Origin of the sequence: Faecalicatena sp. Marseille-Q4148 (assembly GCA_018228665.1) — a bacterium.
Taxonomy (GTDB): Bacteria; Bacillota; Clostridia; order Lachnospirales; family Lachnospiraceae; genus UBA9414.
The window spans coordinates 1933935-1950644 of sequence record CP073692.1; the positions used below are offsets into that span (position 1 = coordinate 1933935).

At 41.0% G+C, this 16710-nt stretch carries 17 protein-coding genes; 1 reads left to right on the forward strand and 16 read right to left on the reverse strand.

Features of this window, described 5'->3' with window-relative positions; all coding sequences use genetic code 11:
• Positions 1-13: 13 nt before the first annotated feature.
• The 7 genes from KFE17_09270 to KFE17_09300 form a co-directional block, all read right to left on the reverse strand.
• On the reverse strand, positions 14-1132 hold the full coding sequence (locus KFE17_09270) for a hypothetical protein (GenBank protein QUO33680.1): 1119 nt from the start codon (positions 1130-1132) through the stop codon (positions 14-16).
• A gap of 60 nt (positions 1133-1192) precedes the next feature.
• Positions 1193-2599 (reverse strand): MBOAT family protein, encoded by a 1407-nt coding sequence (locus KFE17_09275; GenBank protein ID QUO31076.1) that lies wholly within the window; start codon positions 2597-2599, stop codon positions 1193-1195.
• A gap of 12 nt (positions 2600-2611) precedes the next feature.
• The gene (locus KFE17_09280) at positions 2612-3103 is read right to left on the reverse strand and encodes a DUF4358 domain-containing protein (protein QUO31077.1); all 492 of its coding nucleotides are present in this window, start codon (positions 3101-3103) and stop codon (positions 2612-2614) included.
• Positions 3104-3299: 196 nt separating this feature from the next.
• Entirely contained in the window at positions 3300-4058 is a 759-nt protein-coding gene (locus KFE17_09285) for an N-acetylmuramoyl-L-alanine amidase (protein ID QUO31078.1), read from the reverse strand.
• Positions 4059-4109: 51 nt separating this feature from the next.
• Positions 4110-5738, reverse strand: coding sequence for a recombinase family protein (locus KFE17_09290; protein QUO31079.1), 1629 nt, complete (start codon positions 5736-5738; stop codon positions 4110-4112).
• A gap of 623 nt (positions 5739-6361) precedes the next feature.
• A complete protein-coding gene (locus KFE17_09295) occupies positions 6362-6610 on the reverse strand; it encodes a helix-turn-helix domain-containing protein (protein ID QUO31080.1) in 249 nt (82 codons plus the stop codon).
• A 6-nt stretch (positions 6611-6616) separates the two neighbouring features.
• On the reverse strand, positions 6617-7033 hold the full coding sequence (locus tag KFE17_09300; protein QUO31081.1) for a sigma-70 family RNA polymerase sigma factor: 417 nt from the start codon (positions 7031-7033) through the stop codon (positions 6617-6619).
• Positions 7034-7558: 525 nt separating this feature from the next.
• Here KFE17_09300 and KFE17_09305 point away from each other — a divergent pair.
• Positions 7559-7918 carry a helix-turn-helix transcriptional regulator gene (locus KFE17_09305; protein QUO31082.1) on the forward strand — a complete coding sequence of 120 codons (360 nt, stop codon included), beginning with the start codon at positions 7559-7561 and terminating at the stop codon, positions 7916-7918.
• A 107-nt stretch (positions 7919-8025) separates the two neighbouring features.
• Here KFE17_09305 and KFE17_09310 read toward each other — a convergent pair whose 3' ends face one another.
• The 9 genes from KFE17_09310 to KFE17_09350 form a co-directional block, all read right to left on the reverse strand.
• A complete protein-coding gene (locus KFE17_09310; protein QUO31083.1) occupies positions 8026-8214 on the reverse strand; it encodes a cysteine-rich KTR domain-containing protein in 189 nt (62 codons plus the stop codon).
• 262 nt (positions 8215-8476) lie between these two features.
• Complete coding sequence (locus KFE17_09315; GenBank protein QUO31084.1) at positions 8477-8677, reverse strand: helix-turn-helix transcriptional regulator; 201 nt, start codon at positions 8675-8677, stop codon at positions 8477-8479.
• Entirely contained in the window at positions 8670-9035 is a 366-nt protein-coding gene (locus KFE17_09320; protein ID QUO31085.1) for a DUF3796 domain-containing protein, read from the reverse strand. Before KFE17_09320 ends, KFE17_09315 begins: the two co-directional genes overlap by 8 nt.
• A gap of 82 nt (positions 9036-9117) precedes the next feature.
• Complete coding sequence (locus KFE17_09325) at positions 9118-10029, reverse strand: conjugal transfer protein (protein QUO31086.1); 912 nt, start codon at positions 10027-10029, stop codon at positions 9118-9120.
• Positions 10030-10045: 16 nt separating this feature from the next.
• Entirely contained in the window at positions 10046-11053 is a 1008-nt protein-coding gene (locus tag KFE17_09330; GenBank protein QUO31087.1) for a bifunctional lysozyme/C40 family peptidase, read from the reverse strand.
• Positions 11050-13260, reverse strand: a complete 2211-nt coding sequence (locus KFE17_09335) for a type IV secretion system protein (GenBank protein ID QUO31088.1) — start codon at positions 13258-13260, stop codon at positions 11050-11052. Before KFE17_09335 ends, KFE17_09330 begins: the two co-directional genes overlap by 4 nt.
• Positions 13260-15710, reverse strand: a complete 2451-nt coding sequence (locus tag KFE17_09340; GenBank protein ID QUO31089.1) for an ATP-binding protein — start codon at positions 15708-15710, stop codon at positions 13260-13262. Before KFE17_09340 ends, KFE17_09335 begins: the two co-directional genes overlap by 1 nt.
• Positions 15688-16086, reverse strand: coding sequence for a conjugal transfer protein (locus KFE17_09345; protein ID QUO31090.1), 399 nt, complete (start codon positions 16084-16086; stop codon positions 15688-15690). Before KFE17_09345 ends, KFE17_09340 begins: the two co-directional genes overlap by 23 nt.
• A 109-nt stretch (positions 16087-16195) precedes the next feature.
• Entirely contained in the window at positions 16196-16699 is a 504-nt protein-coding gene (locus KFE17_09350; protein QUO31091.1) for an antirestriction protein ArdA, read from the reverse strand.
• Between the last annotated feature and the right edge of the window lie 11 nt (positions 16700-16710).

Sequence of the window (16710 nt, forward strand, 5' to 3'; positions counted from 1 at the left end):
TTCTTTCTATCTTCTATTCTTCTCTCAGAAACCCTTGCAGATTATTATCCTGAAAAAATGTATTTCCACTATATAAAAACAAAGCGTCTGTAATCGGATAAGTTTCCAGTATCTCGCTCATTGTTCCTGCATAATAGCGCGGATCTACCATAACAATCTCCTTATAATACGGCGCCAGAAACGGAACAAAACTATTTGCGAAAGAATCTTTTAGCAATAATAGCGTCTTATCACTCGCTGCTGTCGTCTTAATATCAATCAGAGACGCATTGCCTCCCAGGAATACGCCATACTTATCCTTCGTCTTTAATTTAGAAGAATCATATAAAGATGTGCGCCGTTTCTGTTCTTCCACATAATTTACAATTACATCAACATTATTTTCTTTCGGAATATAGATTTCTATTTCTTCCATTTCTTTTTGTTCAAAACCACTTGTACTAGCCAGCACTCCATTAAACTTTGTCGTAACCGGATATTTATCATAACCGCCTGCTGCCTTTGTGTCAATCTCTAATGTTTCTGCCGCTGCCAGAAATGTCTTATACGCCCCCAGGCTCGTCCAATGGTGATCTGTCTGATAATAAATTTTCTTATCTTTTGCCTTGTTCAGCGGAGTAACTCCATCAATCCACTGTACCTCGTCTGCCAATTGCGTTTTCACCTTTTCAAACATTTTCGTCTGATCTTTCTTTTCCGCAAATGCCGGCAACGCATCCTGCAGGATTTCAGATGCATCCGGTACAAGAAGAAATGAAGTTCGTATCTCGCTTCTGCTCTTGACAAATTCATTGACTGCCTTAATATTTTCCTTCAAAAGCTTCGCATCCGGCACGACAAGTTCCTCCATCAGCTGTCCCTTTTTCCCATGGAAAACTCCATTTTCCAGACGGCTTCCGCCAAACTGCTTCAGAGACACATTCATTTTTCGCCACAGATTTCTTCCGGCAAACTGGTCAGACTGCCATGACTCAAATTGTTTCATGTAGCTTCCATTCAAAACACTTTCCGCTGTCAGCTTTGGTTTCTGTGTCAGCGATCGATTTTCTTCTTCAGAAACTGCCTTATCCTTTACAAATACATTCACAACCAGGAATAGCAAGATGCAGGCAAGAAACAGACAACCTAGCATGATATCTGCTTTCCTTCTCTGCTGCTTTCGTTTTTCTCTTCCCACAGCATCCGTCCCTCCTTAAAATCTAAAATACAAAAATGGATTAAATGAATCGGTGATCAGACATGATATCGATACCAAAAACAGAAACAGATAGATCCCATCCGTAATCCATTTGGAAGATGTCTCATATCCAAAATGATTCAGCAGCCTGATTGGAATCTTCGTTGAGCCAAGAATTCCTGCAATCCACAAAAGCCAGTGAGATGTCAGCGTAAACACAGTTACTGCCCCGGCAAATCCTTTCGTTCCAATCCCGATCATCATTCCCAGATAACGGAATGCTTCCTGAAGTCCTGTACTAAAGAAAAATACCCAGCCCACAAGTACAACCACAAGTGCATACAGATGACGTATTGTCCCCGGCATTTTCTCTATCCATTTTCCCCAAATATATTTTTCCAAAATCAAAAAGATTCCATAGTAAAATCCCCAGAACATAAAATTCCACGCTGCTCCATGCCAGAAGCCGGTCAGTGTCCAGACAACAAGCAGATTAAAAATATGTCTTTCCTTCGGCACCCGGTTGCCTCCAAGCGGAATGTATACATATTCCCGGAACCATGTGCTGAGAGAGATATGCCATCTGCGCCAGAAATCCGTAATAGAATTTGCTGTATAAGGATAATCAAAATTCTTCTTCAATTCAAAACCGAACATTTTGCCAAGACCGATCGCCATATCTGAATAACCGCTGAAATCAAAATAAATCTGAAGCGCATAAGCTGCCGCTCCGATCCATGCTGTCAGAAGATATAAGGAAGTCCCTCCTGAAAATGCTCCGTAGATTTCTTCAAAGATCTTTCCCATTCCATTCGCGAGAATCACCTTTTTGCTCAACCCGATAATAAAGAATCTGACGCCTGCACCGAATTTCGCCGGAGACATCTTGCGATGCCGCAGCTGCTCTTCAATATCAATATAACGAACAATAGGACCTGCGATCAGCTGTGGAAACATTGAGATATAAAGCGCAAAGTTCAAAATATTTTTCTGCGGCTTTACTTCTCCCCGATATACATCAATCAGATAAGAGATTGCCTGAAAGGTATAAAAGGAAATTCCAATCGGCAATCCTAATTCCCGGTAAGAAATATGAACCGGAAGCACCGCGTTTACAATCTCAACAAAGAAACCGCAGTATTTAAAAAATCCAAGCAGCAGTAAATTCGCTGCCAAAGCCCAGATCAGGCTTCGTTTCGCCCTTGCCTTTTCTCCAAGATTTTCAAAAATTTCTTTTCCGCAAAAATAATTCAGAAAGATCGATAAGATCATCAAAATAACATAAACCGGTTCTCCCCATGCATAGAAGAACAGACTCGCAAACAGAAGAATCACATTGCGGAAACGTTCCGGAACAATCAGATTCAGCGCAATTGTAGCCGGAAGAAATATAAAAATAAATGTAATACTGCTAAACAGCATTTTCCTTCCCTCCTAAAGTGCTTTTGTAAATGCTTCCCGATAACTATTGCTGTCCGGCGATATTGCAAGAAATACATAAGTTCCCCGGACACTTTTCTGCGCTTCTTTCAGCATCTTTACCTGTTCAGGCGCATAACCCTCAAAGACATTTTTCCGTTCTTCGATTCGTTTTTCAATCGCATCCTCAAGTTCTCTTGCCTGTTCTGTGTTTTTCGCTTTCACAACTAACACTTCTTCCGCTGACATACTTGATGTGGAAACATACATCATTACTCCATCGTAATCCGCGCCATTCAAGCCGTAATATCTTTTCAGTCCCTGACTGCTCACATCCTTCATGTGCTCTGTATCGATTTTTTTCTCCACCGCCTGTTTTACTTCTTTGAACGGTCTGTCACTGCCGCTCATGTATACAAACACAAATGCAGTATAAATAATAATACATCCGGCAAAAATATATTTCCAAACTACCGTACTGCCCGGACCTCTTTTTCTTCTGTCCATAGCTTCCTCCCCCTCAGGTTTTCATTTTCTCTGGGCGCTCAGTTCCTCTGGGCAAATTTAAAAATTGCCACAAGAACTGTGGCAATTAAAACACACTTTATAATTCCATTCTCCCTACGCTTTATTATAGTAACCTTTCATAAGATATGCAAGACCTATCCCTGCCAGATACTCCTTTGAATCATTCTTTTTCATCTTATTTGGTTACAAGAACAGTCGCATACCCATCCCGTTTCAAACGCCGCTCCAATGCCGCTGCATCTGCAAGGCTGGATTCATTCCCTGCCTGAACGAGAAAAAGTCCATCCCGCTCATAAATAGCTGCCGAATATCCTTCTTCCAATAACTCATTCAGCATCCGGTTAGCATTATCCGGATTTCGGAAGGCGCCTGTCTGTACACGATAAATTTTCTCTTCGCCTTCACCGGTATCTTCCTGAAGTACATCAAGAATTCCGTCTGCAATCGCTCTTGCAGTTGCGTCAAAATTCTGGTCAAACAGTTTATTATCTGTATCTGAATTGATAAATCCTGCTTCCACGAGAATTGCCGGCATCTTCGTTCTGCGAAGAACTACGAGATTCGGGCGTTCTTTCACTCCCAGATTTACATATCCGACAGTCTCCAACTGGTCTGCAATTTCCTCTGCCATCTCATTTTTTAAACCGCTCTTATCATAAACAAGCACTTCCACACCGGAAACTGCATTCGCCTGCGGATAAGAATTGCGATGGATCGATACGAAGAAATCTACTCCGGCATTATTGGCTTCCATCGCCTTTTCATATGGAGTTTCATACACATCCGTTGTTCTTGTGTACTCCACGCGGATTCCATTCTCCTGCAGGATCTGTCCCACCGCCATAGCAAGCTTTAGTGTATCATCTTTTTCTCTTCTCTCCTGGTAAACAGCTCCCGGATCTTTTCCCCCGTGTGCTGATTGTAGTTTACGCAAATTGTGATATGTATTCCCCAGTATATATGGGGAGTTAGAAATGTATTGAGATTAGATAGCCTTTTTCTCCAAGTCCTCACAGTAAACGCTTGAAAATAAATGTTCCAGCTCATTTCCGAAGTTGTATGAGATTTTAAGTTTGCGGTTTTCATAAACTGTTATCTGGTCTATCATTTCCACAATAATATCTCTGTCTAATTCTTCAATGTCTTTCAGTTCCAACAACCGCCTTAACCACGGTGTTTCAAAAACATCTTCTGTTACACTTTCCTTTTTCTTTTCTTCCAGCGTTTCAATCTGTTTGGAGTAAAGCGTTTCTTTTTGTTGATAGTCCTCTCGATAAGAAAGAAATTCTTCTTTAGAAATCAGTTCGTCTTTGTAATCTTCATAAATTGACTTTTTCAACTTCTTCACTCTTTCAAGCTCTGCTTTTAACTTTGTCAGTTCTATGTCTGTTGATTTTCTGATTTTTGTTGCTGTGAAAGATTGTGATTTTACAAGTTCCTGCAAGTTCTCTACATTGCGGATAATCTGCTTTAAATCTCCCAGCACAATATCATTCAATACTTGAAACGGGAGCGTGTGCGGAGTGCAATAATCTTTTCCACTTCTTTTGTAAGTTCCACAATAGAATGAATAGGACTTACTTCCGTCAGCACGTCGCCAGAAATTTTTCATCATTGCCCGACCACAATCGCCACACTTGATAAAACCTGCAAAGATATTTTTATTTGTTTCTAAATCAATATCCCTATGTTTTTTCGTCAGCAGTTTTTGTACCTTATCCCACAGTTGACGGTCTATAATCGGTTCATGTGTATTTTCAACCCTTATCCAGTTTTCTTTCTCAACTGGACGCTGTTTGCTTCTCATACGTTGATGTTTCTTTCCTTGTACCATATTTCCAATATAAAGCTCATTTTGTAACATCACTTTAATCGTGGAATACGTCCAATAAGAAGTTTTCTCTAAACGGTTGCAATTTTTGTAATTTTCGCCGTTGAGCTTTTTATATTCCGACGGACAAAGGATACCCTCTGCATTTAGTATTTTGGCAATGCTTTGTTTTCCTATTCCTTGTGCATACATAGTAAATACTCTTTTTACAACTTCGGACGCATATTCATCAATCACAAGTTTATTTTTATTTGCAGGAGATTTCTTATAACCATAACTTGTAAAAGCTCCGATAAATTCTCCTGCTTTCTGCTTTGATTTTACAGTCGCTTGAATTTTATTAGAAATATCTCTGGCATACTGTTCGTTGAATATATTTTTAATAGGAAGTAACATATCGTATGCCTGCTTCATACTATCAATATTATCTGTTACAGAAATAAAACGAACATTAAGCTCTGGAAATATTCTTTCCAAATATCGCCCCGTATCAATGTAATCTCGTCCAAAACGGGAAAGGTCTTTTACAACAACACAATTTACCTTGTTATCTTCAATGTCAGCAATCATTCTATGAAAGTCTGGTCTATTAAAATTCGTTCCCGTAAAACCGTCATCAATATAAACATCATATAAGATAAAGTCATCATGCTTATTCACATATTCTGTTAAAAGTTTTCTCTGATTTCCTACACTATCGCTTTCTTCCTTATCTCCGTCCTCTCGTGATAATCTGATATAAATAGCTACGTTAAATAAGTTTGAACCTTTTTGATAAATCATTTTTCCACCTATTCAACTGCCGTACCTATGATAATATTATACCATAAAGTACGGCTTCTTTCCATTGTTTTCAAGGGTTTTACCCTCTTGATAGTCCTTTTTTTACATGAGATTTCACGATACGGACAAGCAATTCCTCTACGGAAAATTTACCTAAAAATTCCCGTTCTACGATATATTGTGCAGGTTCTTTTTTAGCCAAGTTATCAGCCCCCTTAGTCAGCTATCTATTCTCAACATACGCACATAGGCTTATCCAATATGCGTATTTTTCACAATGTTACAGAAGCAGACAGACGGCTTTGGAAAGCTCCATTAGTATCTCAACTATTCCCATTCCTGTGGGCAGAACCGCACCATGCGGACGTATCATTATCCTGTAAGGATAGGTCGTGGCAAAACGACTTTTCCAACAGTCGCTCTCGGATCACTGCGTGGGTCGCTCGCTTTCTTTTGAAAAGGTCGTGGCGTACAGTCCCCGTGGCTCGCTATCTCACAAACGTATCTGTCTGCTTTATTCAGTTGTCAAAGAGCTGTGGCGAAAACGTGTTGCTTTCATGTAAAAGCAGGTGCAGAGCAGGAAAGAGGGGATTGAACAAATCATGCTCTGCGGTTACCGCTTGTTATTCTTCTTCGATTTCTAAGGCAATATCAAACCCTAAAATCATTTTGATAAGTGCTTCTCGGATAAGTCCTTTTAACTCCATATCTACAACAATATAGACATTGCCGTATTCATCATAGAGTGGACGCAGACAGCACTTTGATATGTACGGGTCATAAAATGCCAGTATTTTTTCAATCGCTTTTTCGTCCCCGTCCATTGCCTGCGAAAGCAAGTAGTAGGACGGCTTCTTCATTGTGTGTTTCATTTGCTATCATTTCTCCTTTAGTATTTTTTTCATAAGCTCTAGTGAATTGTGTCGGTTTTGAAAAACACCACTTCTTGAAATATTTTGTCTTTTTGCAATCTCGGTATCGCTCATTTCCAAGAAATAATACATCAGCAAATTTTCTCGATTACGCTCAGACAAATGCTTCAAGGCTTCTGCCAGTTCATCATCACAAATACGAATATCACTACCACATACATTGAAAATCGTATAGTCCGTATCGTAGTCGTCCCAGACAGCCAGATTTTCTACAACGATTTCTGGAAGTTCACAAAAAAGTGTTTCTTCCTTTTGTCGTCGCTTTAATTTCTTCTGATAGTCCTTAACAACATGTCGGACAACTTTCTTCAAACAACTTTCAAAACGGCATTGAACTGTTTTCTGGAAGTCAGACGGTTTCATCAATCTCACCCCCTTTCCGTTACGACGTGAAAAGTGGTTATCCCTCTTTCCGCACCATATAGGGAACGGCAGGTGTGATTTGCTAAGTTGAAACCGAAAAAAGTTGAAAAAACTTTTTAACAAAACAAAAACAGCCCGATAATGTGTAATTACACAAACGGACTGTTTTATAAATTCTATTGATATGAAATTTTAACTCATATAAAGGGTATAATGATTGTAATAGTGGACTGAAATATTTATCCAGTTGAGAACGGCAAAGCGTTCTTCCGTATGCAATCATGGTATAGCCCCCTTTAACCAGAGCTATACCTTATTTACCCCTAAGAAAAAAAGGACAGTTCTGGTTATATCCAAAACCGTCCCGTTATTTTTCAAGACGCACAAAAGTATATTATCTAGGAACGGTTTTTTTTATTTACCGCACACGATAACAGCTTTTGAATTATTACTGCATACTATATGCAATTTTAACACATTCTAAATATACAGCATGAAGTATAAACTCATGCTAGGTGATTTAAAATGAGGAAAACAAAAGAAACACATACTTTTGATTTCAGACCGCTAGGGCTGGCAATCAGAGAAGCCCGTGAGAAAGCGGGACTTTCTCGTAATGATTTAGGCGATAAGGTATTCTATGGAGAACGTCATATCGCAGATATTGAAAATGTTGGTTCACACCCAAGTTTTCAATTATTCCATGATTTAGTTACCATGTTCAATATATCAGTTGATGAATATTTCTATCCAACGGAGAAAGTAGCAAAAAGTACAGCTCGTCGTCAAATAGAAACCTCTCTTGATTTATTGAGTGATAGCGAATTAAAAATCATTCAAGGTACGATTGACGGTATCTTAAACAGTAGAGAGAACAAGAAGTAATCAACTTCTTGTTTTCTTCTTATGTAGCTTTAACACTCTTATTTGCTGATCTGCTCCGCAGGTAACAAATAAGAGCCGACAATCTATAAGTCATAATAACCTACAAATTATCGGCTCTGCGTCTTAGCGTCTGGCTCTTTGATAATAGTCACTTTCCCATTCTTTATATTGATTAAAGTTTCCGTTTTGCATTTCGGACAGAACAAAGGAAAATTTATCAGTTCCGTATCTTCCAATATTTTTGTTCGTGTCTTGTTATTGCAAATAGGACATAATACCCATATTTGATTTTCCACAATAACACCTCTTATTCATTCTCTAAACCCGTGTTTTCTTTGTAATTATATAAATGTATTCCTCTGGTGTAGGACGTTTATTCCCAAAATACTTTTTAAAATTTGCTTGCACCTCTGGGTCTGTACTATTCATAGCTTCATCAATCGTCGCTTCAATATTTGCTCGAACATCCGCCAATGATACACCGCCAGCTTTTGAACCAACTTTCAATGCTTTTTTAATATCACGTTTTTTAGTCCTAACATGGTATCACTCCTAAATTTAATCGTCTATTACTGTAAAAACTTCTTCTATCGTTACATGGAATGTCTTTGCAATATTCCAAGCTAATACGAGAGAGGGATTGTATCGTCCTTTTTCAAGATTACCAATGGTTTCTCGTCGAACACCGACTGCTTTCGCTAAGTCGTCTTGTTTCATATCATATCTTGCTCTAAATTCTTTAATACGGTTTTTAATCATTACATATTCCCCATTTTTCTTTAATTCCAAAGTATGCGGTTGATATAGAATAAACAATTACCGAAATCGCCCACCCTAGAGCCAATCCATTAGTAAATGCTTCATTTCCAGAACTTTGTTTTACCAAAAAAGAATATAAGGTAATGCAGGCTGTGGTAACCATTCCACAATAGAAACCACGGGACGCTGATTTATTCATATATTCATCTAGCATTTCATCTTGTTTCATAAACCAATACTCAAAGTTTATTGCAAATACAAAAAACGGCAAAAAATTCTTTTCATTACTCATAACACCGATAACACCTATTAACGAAAGGAAACCAGTTGCACCATACAAAAATTTTCTTACTGTCATAACATTCACTCCTTATGTGGTATATTTCTATCTTTGCAAGAGAAATATACCACATTTTGAAGTTCTTTGTCAATATATTTTATTATCCTACAATCTTCCAGTTACCATCTTTATGTAACACAAGCTCATACTGTGATACCTGCGTAGCCTTTGTCTGATTATCAAGGAATTTCACGGCAACCTTGACTTTCACATTATCCCCGTCCTTTGTAAAGATAGGGTTTACCAATTCAGAATAAAGGTAGTCCCTGCCGATAGGTTCAATCACATTTCCAGCTACATAGTAGGCAAGCTCTTTTTCTGTGGCTGTTGGGTAGAGCTTAAAGAATGTTTCCAGAAATGCGGTAGCGTCGTTTACGGTATCAGCGTCTACACTTGCGTCTGCTTCTGGTGTCTTTGGCTCATAGTCGGACTTTTCGATTGCTGGTGCAAGGGTAGGGTTCTGAACGATTACCATATCCCCGTCAGCGTCCACATGGACTTTTACGGTATAGGTTGCTTTCACATTGTTTGTCTGTTCTCCCTCTTTTATCTGCTGATCTACTTCGTAGGTAGCAGAAAAAGTGTCCGTTCCCGACTGTTCAATACTCCATACAATCACATCTGTAACTGTGGAGCTGGTCGGTATATCCGTTCTGATTGTATCAACATTCAAGTCCTGTAATTCCTTTGTCAGATAACCGCTGATTGCCTGCGTCCTTGCTTCGATAGCTTCTTTGCTGTTACTCCATGTGTAATAGGACTTCGCAAAATTCTTCACGAAATTTTCTATCCCGTTAGTGTCCTGCAAGCGAAGCTCAATGATTTCTTTTTCATGGGTCGTGTGCTGGTCGATAGCGGTAAAATTCTTATACACCCCAAAGCTCACGCTTGCGATAAGCACCACCCACAACGCAATCACGGTTTTCTGATGTGTGCCTACCTTGACAGTACGCACCTTTTTTTCTTTTGGTTCTTTGATAGTTTTTGTCTGTTTCTTATTTTTCTTAAACATATTTTTCAAGTCCTTTCTATTGTTTTACTCGTCCTGCACCGATTAAGTGCTGTTGCCAGTAACTACTACTTAGGTCTGCATATCCTATCGGGTCGCCTGCATGGTACATCTGGTTATTTCCTACATAAATTCCGACGTGGGTTACATACGAACCAGCGTTATAGGTAGAATGGAAAAACACCAAGTCCCCAGCCTTTGCCTGCGAGAGTGGAAGATGTTGGGTAGCGTCATACTGTGCTTGTGCCGTTCTCGGTAAAGAGATACCAGCTTTTCCATAACACCATTGCACAAGTCCGCTACAATCAAAGGAAGTGTTCGGGTTACTGCCACCATACACATATTTCCAGCCTTGATATTTCAACGCTTCATTCATAATCGCTTGTGCCGTCGCATTATCAAAGTGTGCCACGGTCAGATATTGATTGACTAATTCGACGTAGAACATATTTCCATAGCCATACCGCCAGCCCCCGTTCTTCGCAACGGCTATCGGGTTGGTGTAGGTTACTTTCTTTCCACCCGACTTCTCACGAGCGAAGCTCTCTGCAAGGTTAAAGGTGTGTTTCTTTCCTTTTCCTGCCACATATCCTACATAGCCACCGCCATAGTTATAGGACTGTATCGCTATATTCAAATCGTCGATACCTTGATTTTTGCAGGAAGAAAGCAGGGACGCAAAATACTTACACCCCTGCTTGATTGAACTTTCCGTATCTAAAGAGTTAGGCGGTAAACCAAGACTTTCCGAACTCTGCATAACATCTTCTGCCGTACCGCCACTTTCTACTTGAATGATAGCAAGTAGCACATTGACATACTCGGAAATGCCGTATTCTCTGGCGTATTTTTCTACCATAGGCTGATGTTTCAAGACTTCTGCGGATAAGTTCATACCCGTAATACCAGAAGAAAAGTTGCTGTTCTCGTCGTCGCTGTCCGCACTAATCAACACTCCAAAGAAAAGCACCAGAGAAAAGAGGATAGGAAACAGACTGCCAATGATAGCGATATGTTTCAGTTTCATTTTTTCTTCTGTCCTTTCTTCGTTACAAGGTTACGGCTTTTCTCTGTGGTCTGCTGGTTCTTCTGGACGCTCTGGGTCTGCTGAACCTTTGTCCTGCGGTCTTTTGTGTAATTCTGGCGTGTTTCCTGCGATACCACTTTTTCTACATTCTGCCTATGTACTATCTGTGTAGGCTGGGTTGCTTTTCTATCAGAAGCACCAGAAGATAACGGACGCTCTTTTACAACATTCGTCTTGACTGGCTCACTTGCTTTTGAAGTGGTCGCTGTGGCAGGACGTTTGACTTCCTGCATTTTTTCCGCACTCGGCTTTGAAATGGTTGAAGCTGTGGCTGGTCGCTCATGGGGACGGGTAGCTCCCGTTGTCGCTGATCCGTCAGCCTTTCGCTGTACCTGCCTTGCTTCTTGTGCCTTTTGAAGCTCCATACGCTTGTCAGCGATATTCTGCCTATGCTGTTCTTGCCTTTCCAAGCGTCCCGTTTGTCTGGACTGCTGTTCCTGCACCATGCCACGCTTAAAGTCGGACACGCTGGACTTTGCCTTTTCCTTTGCGGAATACACCGCATAAGCGGTCTGTGTCGGCATATCCTTGATATTCTCTTTGACAGCGTTTGCCTTGTCTTTCACTTTATTTTTCGTATCTAAGACAGCACCCACCTTTGAACCTGCACGTTGTCCCATGCTGGAAGTGGTATTGCCTCGATTTTCTTTTGAAGCTGTATTTTTTCTTTCCGCTCGTTTATTAGCAACGGCACTTCCAGCCACCGCACCAGCCACACCGCCCGAAATACCGCCAGCACTTACCGCCCTTGCAATACGGTGTTCCATACGCCTAGCCCTATGTCGCATAAATAGATACGGTCTGCGGAAAATTCTTCGTCCCATGCTTTGACTGTCATTAGCGTTCAAAGAGAACATACTCATTAAATCGCCCAGCTTCATATAGATACCTGCGAAACATACTATCTGTAAGAACGCCACCATGAAAAACGGATAGTCCGTGGAAATGTTATAAAACATACTGGAAATGCTGAACGCCACCGTTACAATGAGCGTTATTCCTGCCCGTGTCATTATGGTATTAAATACCCTTACGATTGCCTGCTTTGCCATGCTTTCATAGCTCGGTATCATGGAGAGTAAAAAGCTGATAGGTAAAAACATTGCAAAGATAATAAAAAGTATTTGGCTAAACAACATCATGCCCGTAAGCAAGAATACAAATATCGTGATACCTAAGTTGAAGAACAAGAGGAAGAACACCATGCCTAAACGGTTCACGACCTGCGGTATCGTCAGATTGTTGTTGTCGTTATCCTCGATTTCTGTTTTCACGACTTCTTCTCTGGTTTTCCCGTCCTCGTCCTCTGGGCTTGCAGATACCAATGCGTCCACACGGTCTGTCCCAATTTCCTCTGCGTTGCTGTTGCCAAATTGCAGAAGTAGCCACGGCTGTTCCACTTGAATAGAAAATAAGCTGTCCCGTATCAAGTCTACGCTGTCCTTGCCCTCGCTATCAGAGTTGGGGAGCATGATTTTTGTTCCCAAATCAAGTGAAGCGGTACTGATGTCTGATGAAAATTCATTTATCTTCTTGATGTAATCGGGAGCATAGGCGATAAACGAAGCGGACAGTACGAACACCACTACAAAGTTGATAACGGCGTGAAGTGCCTTGCTGGTTTCCCGTTTTATCAGTCCCGTATAGGCAACATAAAGTCCCACCACCAAGATAATGAGAAGCAGGAAACCAACATAGAAGCCAGAGCTGGAAAAACCGTTCTGTGTTACGCCTGCAAGGGTCTGTATGCTCTTTCCGATACTGTCTGCCATATCGTTGATGAAGTCCAGCTTATAGGCTTCCTGCACCACATACCCCGTGGCATTGCTTAAATATAAACTGATAGTCCAGACAAAGTTGGTAATGCAGTAAAGCCCGTACTGCACCGATTTTCCAATCCCGTCCAGCCAGTTCCACGGAAGCCACGACCAGCTATTATCCACATAAAAATCAAGCTGGTAGTTGGAAAGGGGATATTTTGAATATAGATTTTCTGCGTTTATGGTATCGTCCACAAGCCCCGTCGCATGAGCCACCGTCCCCAGAAGTGAAAGCAGGATAAGGGAGAGTGCCACCACGAACAGAGCCATTTTGAGAAAGTGGAAAATCTTCTTTTTTGTGAACGCACCTTTTATCCTTTCTTTCATCACTCCACCTCATTTCTCTGTACGGGCGGTCTGGTATCAAAGGCGTGTAGCAGTTCTTCAAAGACGGGGTGTATCTGCACCACACCGACACGTCCGTATAAGTCCTGCAATAAGCATTGTCCGTTCTCCAAATCACGCAAGCGTTTCTGGTTGTTCTCGTCGTCCTTGTCGATACCGAAAAATTCTAAGGTCTGTTTTATCTCGTTGATGTCAGTAGAACGGAAAGCGAATTTTAAGCCGATGTTGTTTTTCAGACTTTCCTTTGACACGTCGCCAGAGGATTGTGTAACGAAATAAACGCCTGCCTGCATAGCTCGCCCAGCACGCACCAGCTTATTTGATAAGGTTTCGCCTTGTGCCACATTTAAGAACGCCCACGCTTCATCAAGGTCTACAATCTTAAAAATGCTTCTGTCGCTGTGAATGAAGTCGAGTGCAAAGGTACTAATCACAATCAGCATAGACACCGATAATAATTCAATGGTTGTGTATTCATTAAAAGTGGTGTCTTTATCTGGCAATACTAAGTCCGCTACTTGAATGATATTGAGCTGATTATCTAGGCTGATTGTATTTTTTACTGTCCCGTCTGAAAACAATAAATGTGCAAAATCATAGTTCGTAAAACTGGCAATATGATTTGCAATATGGTTCGCAATCGGCGTATTTTCTTTCCGTAATTCTGTGATAACATTTAACAGCCCTCGGTGTTCGCTTTCAGATACATTGCTGATTGCACTAATAAGCACAGGAAATTTATCTCCGTCACGGGTAGAGATACCCGTTAAGAATGTTAAAATTTCTTTTGCCAGCGTCGCTCCGTCCTCTTTGTCTTTCATAATCACGAATGGGTCAAGAAGTCCTGAATTGTCCTTGTCGCTGGTAAGGTTTACGATATTGATTTCATGGGCTATCTCTGGAAGCGTTTCTTTCCAGTTGCCACGCTCACTTTTAGGGTCTAAGATAACCGCTTGTCCCCCAAAGAGAACAGAGTAGTACACAAGAAGATTGTTGCAGAACGATTTACCACCGCCAAGCGAACCGACAAAAGCAGAAGCTAAAGCGTTGGTAATTGTACCTTTTATACCTTGACTGGCAAGGGACGGTTGCAGGTACACATTTCTTCCCGTATCAACGGAATAGCCCATATAGATACCCGTGCTTTCTCCTAACTGCTGTGTCGCTCCAAAGCCAAGCCCAGCTAAAAAATCTGATTTTACATACTGCACGTAGTCATTGACATATCGCTTGCTGGCTGGAAGAAATTCAGAATGAAGCCCCAGCATATCCCCAGCAGGACGCACCAGCTTTACATTGAGGTCGTCGTAAAAGTCCTTGACTTCATCACAACGGCGTTTCAGCTCGTCAAGATCGGGTGCAGACACCCGTATCACGTAGCTTAACTTATACATACTTTCTTTGCTCTGGTCTAAGTCTGTTTCCAGCTCGTCCACGCTGTCTAAAGCGTCCACCACATTTGAGCTGGTTTCACTTCCAGCTTGATAGGCGTGATTGTCAAGGTCTTTCAATTCCTTTTTCTTGTTGCGGACGGTCGTTAATGCTTTTCGATTTTCCACGATTTCTACATTCATAGAAGTATCAACGGGGAATGTGAATTGCTGTTGCTGGAAATAGAAGATTTCAGACGACGGAAAATCCAGCTCGCCGACAATCGCATTGACGGTAAAATAGGACACATAACTTTCCTTGTCCTCATGCTCCAAGCGTAAATACCGCTGGTTTTCCTCAATCACACACCTTGTCGGACGGATAAGGTCGTAGTATTTTATCAGCGTTTCTTTCTGCAATTTCTTCTTTGGTAGCTGGTACTCATAATCTTCATAAGCAATACCGTCCCTGCCGTAAAGATGTTCCATGAGATACCCAAAATCATTGATTTCCAAGCGACGCACCTTAAAGCGACGGGAGATTTTATTTTCCAGTAACTTTTCCATTTTCATGTAACGGTTGATTTCATCATTCGGCATGGAAACAAAGTCATTCATCAGCGTGTGGTTCACTTCATGGAGAAATTCCGTGAACGTCAGCCACGCCGATTTTTTGATGTTCTTCAGATTGAGCTGTTCTTCCGTAACCATGAGCTTAAAGCCAAGAAAAAAGCGGTAGTCCACTTGATTGTCCCCAATCATAGATACTAACGCTTCGGTCTGTTCGTCTATTTTCTGATAGGCAACTTCCTTTAATTTTCCCGTTACCAGTTTCTTTGACTGCTCCTGCATACTGCGGATTGAGCTTTCTGTGGCAATCTGCAACGCATGAATTTTACCCTCACGGGACTGTGCGATAAGCTGGCGAAAGCTGTCATGCACGATAAATTTCTGCTCTGCGGATAGAAAAGAATAGTTGTACGGTATCAGCTCATAGTAAGCGAACACCTCATTGTCCTTGTTCCAGACAAGGTTATTGTCAATATATTTTATCGGGAACATAGTTCACACTCCTTACTGCCGTGATTGTTTCATTCAAGGTCTGCTTATGCAGTTTTACGGCTTTTCCTGCATAAGTGATTTTCGGTCGCAGGGCATAGGTTATCTGTGATTTCAAAAAGCTGTACGGCTTCTTTCCGTCAAAGGTTTTCTGCGACATGAACCAAGTGAGAGCAACGGGAATACCGAAGTATTTGAGAAATGCTCCCTCAATCATGGAAAGTGGGGGAATATCCCCAAACAGAATGATGATAAATTCCGTAATCACAAACCATGTAATCTGTGTAAAAGTAACGGGAAAGGGTAAGTTAAAGTCATTGATTGCATACAAGACTTTTTCCACGTTCCAGATACCCGTATAAGATTTAATCTTTTTCAAGTTCTTTCAGCTCCTTTCAAAATAGAAAAGGACAGCCATGTTTCAGACTGTCCCTTAAAAGAGAAATACGCTGTCAGTAGCAACAATGCTTGTCGCTGATCTTCCAGCGTTAATATGGTATCTCGCACATACCTCGGCTTGTTTCAATAAAGTAACCGCCCATATCCAAATCTCGCCCGTAGGCTTCATAGTCAATGTAGTTCTGTAAGCTGGGTGGAATGTCGCCAAGTGCCTGCAATTCGTCTATGTAGTAGTAGGCAACGTCTGTCATGGTTTCACAGTCGGGATAATAATAAATATCGTCCTTGTGTTCCACGACTTCTTCCAGCGTCCCATAGTGGCTGATAAATTCGTCCAGACATTCTACGATATAGTCGGGAAGTTCCTCTATCATTTCATACATCTCATTGAGTTCTTCAATGGAAACATACTCGCCAATCGCAATCGGGAAGTTGTCGGTATCATGGATTGCGTATTCCTCGTACTGTTCATTCAAGCCGATTTTTTCTTTTACATCTTCCTCGTCAATAGGAAATGTGAACCAAGCACCGACTAAATAGCCCTCGTTGTATTTGCCAAGATTAGCAATATAAACCGCCATATCATCAATCATAAGCACCACCT

Excerpts from the sequence above, each read along its gene's own strand:
- KFE17_09270 (QUO33680.1), bottom strand. The coding sequence starts at position 1,132 with ATGCTAGGTTGTCTGTTTCTTGCCTGCATCTTGCTATTCCTGGTTGTG.
- KFE17_09275 (QUO31076.1), bottom strand. The coding sequence starts at position 2,599 with ATGCTGTTTAGCAGTATTACATTTATTTTTATATTTCTTCCGGCTACA.
- KFE17_09280 (QUO31077.1), bottom strand. The coding sequence starts at position 3,103 with ATGGACAGAAGAAAAAGAGGTCCGGGCAGTACGGTAGTTTGGAAATAT.
- KFE17_09290 (QUO31079.1), bottom strand. The coding sequence starts at position 5,738 with ATGATTTATCAAAAAGGTTCAAACTTATTTAACGTAGCTATTTATATC.
- KFE17_09295 (QUO31080.1), bottom strand. The coding sequence starts at position 6,610 with ATGAAACACACAATGAAGAAGCCGTCCTACTACTTGCTTTCGCAGGCA.
- KFE17_09300 (QUO31081.1), bottom strand. The coding sequence starts at position 7,033 with ATGAAACCGTCTGACTTCCAGAAAACAGTTCAATGCCGTTTTGAAAGT.
- KFE17_09305 (QUO31082.1), top strand. The coding sequence starts at position 7,559 with ATGAGGAAAACAAAAGAAACACATACTTTTGATTTCAGACCGCTAGGG.
- KFE17_09315 (QUO31084.1), bottom strand. The coding sequence starts at position 8,677 with ATGATTAAAAACCGTATTAAAGAATTTAGAGCAAGATATGATATGAAA.
- KFE17_09320 (QUO31085.1), bottom strand. The coding sequence starts at position 9,035 with ATGACAGTAAGAAAATTTTTGTATGGTGCAACTGGTTTCCTTTCGTTA.
- KFE17_09325 (QUO31086.1), bottom strand. The coding sequence starts at position 10,029 with ATGTTTAAGAAAAATAAGAAACAGACAAAAACTATCAAAGAACCAAAA.
- KFE17_09330 (QUO31087.1), bottom strand. The coding sequence starts at position 11,053 with ATGAAACTGAAACATATCGCTATCATTGGCAGTCTGTTTCCTATCCTC.
- KFE17_09335 (QUO31088.1), bottom strand. The coding sequence starts at position 13,260 with ATGAAAGAAAGGATAAAAGGTGCGTTCACAAAAAAGAAGATTTTCCAC.
- KFE17_09340 (QUO31089.1), bottom strand. The coding sequence starts at position 15,710 with ATGTTCCCGATAAAATATATTGACAATAACCTTGTCTGGAACAAGGAC.
- KFE17_09350 (QUO31091.1), bottom strand. The coding sequence starts at position 16,699 with ATGATTGATGATATGGCGGTTTATATTGCTAATCTTGGCAAATACAAC.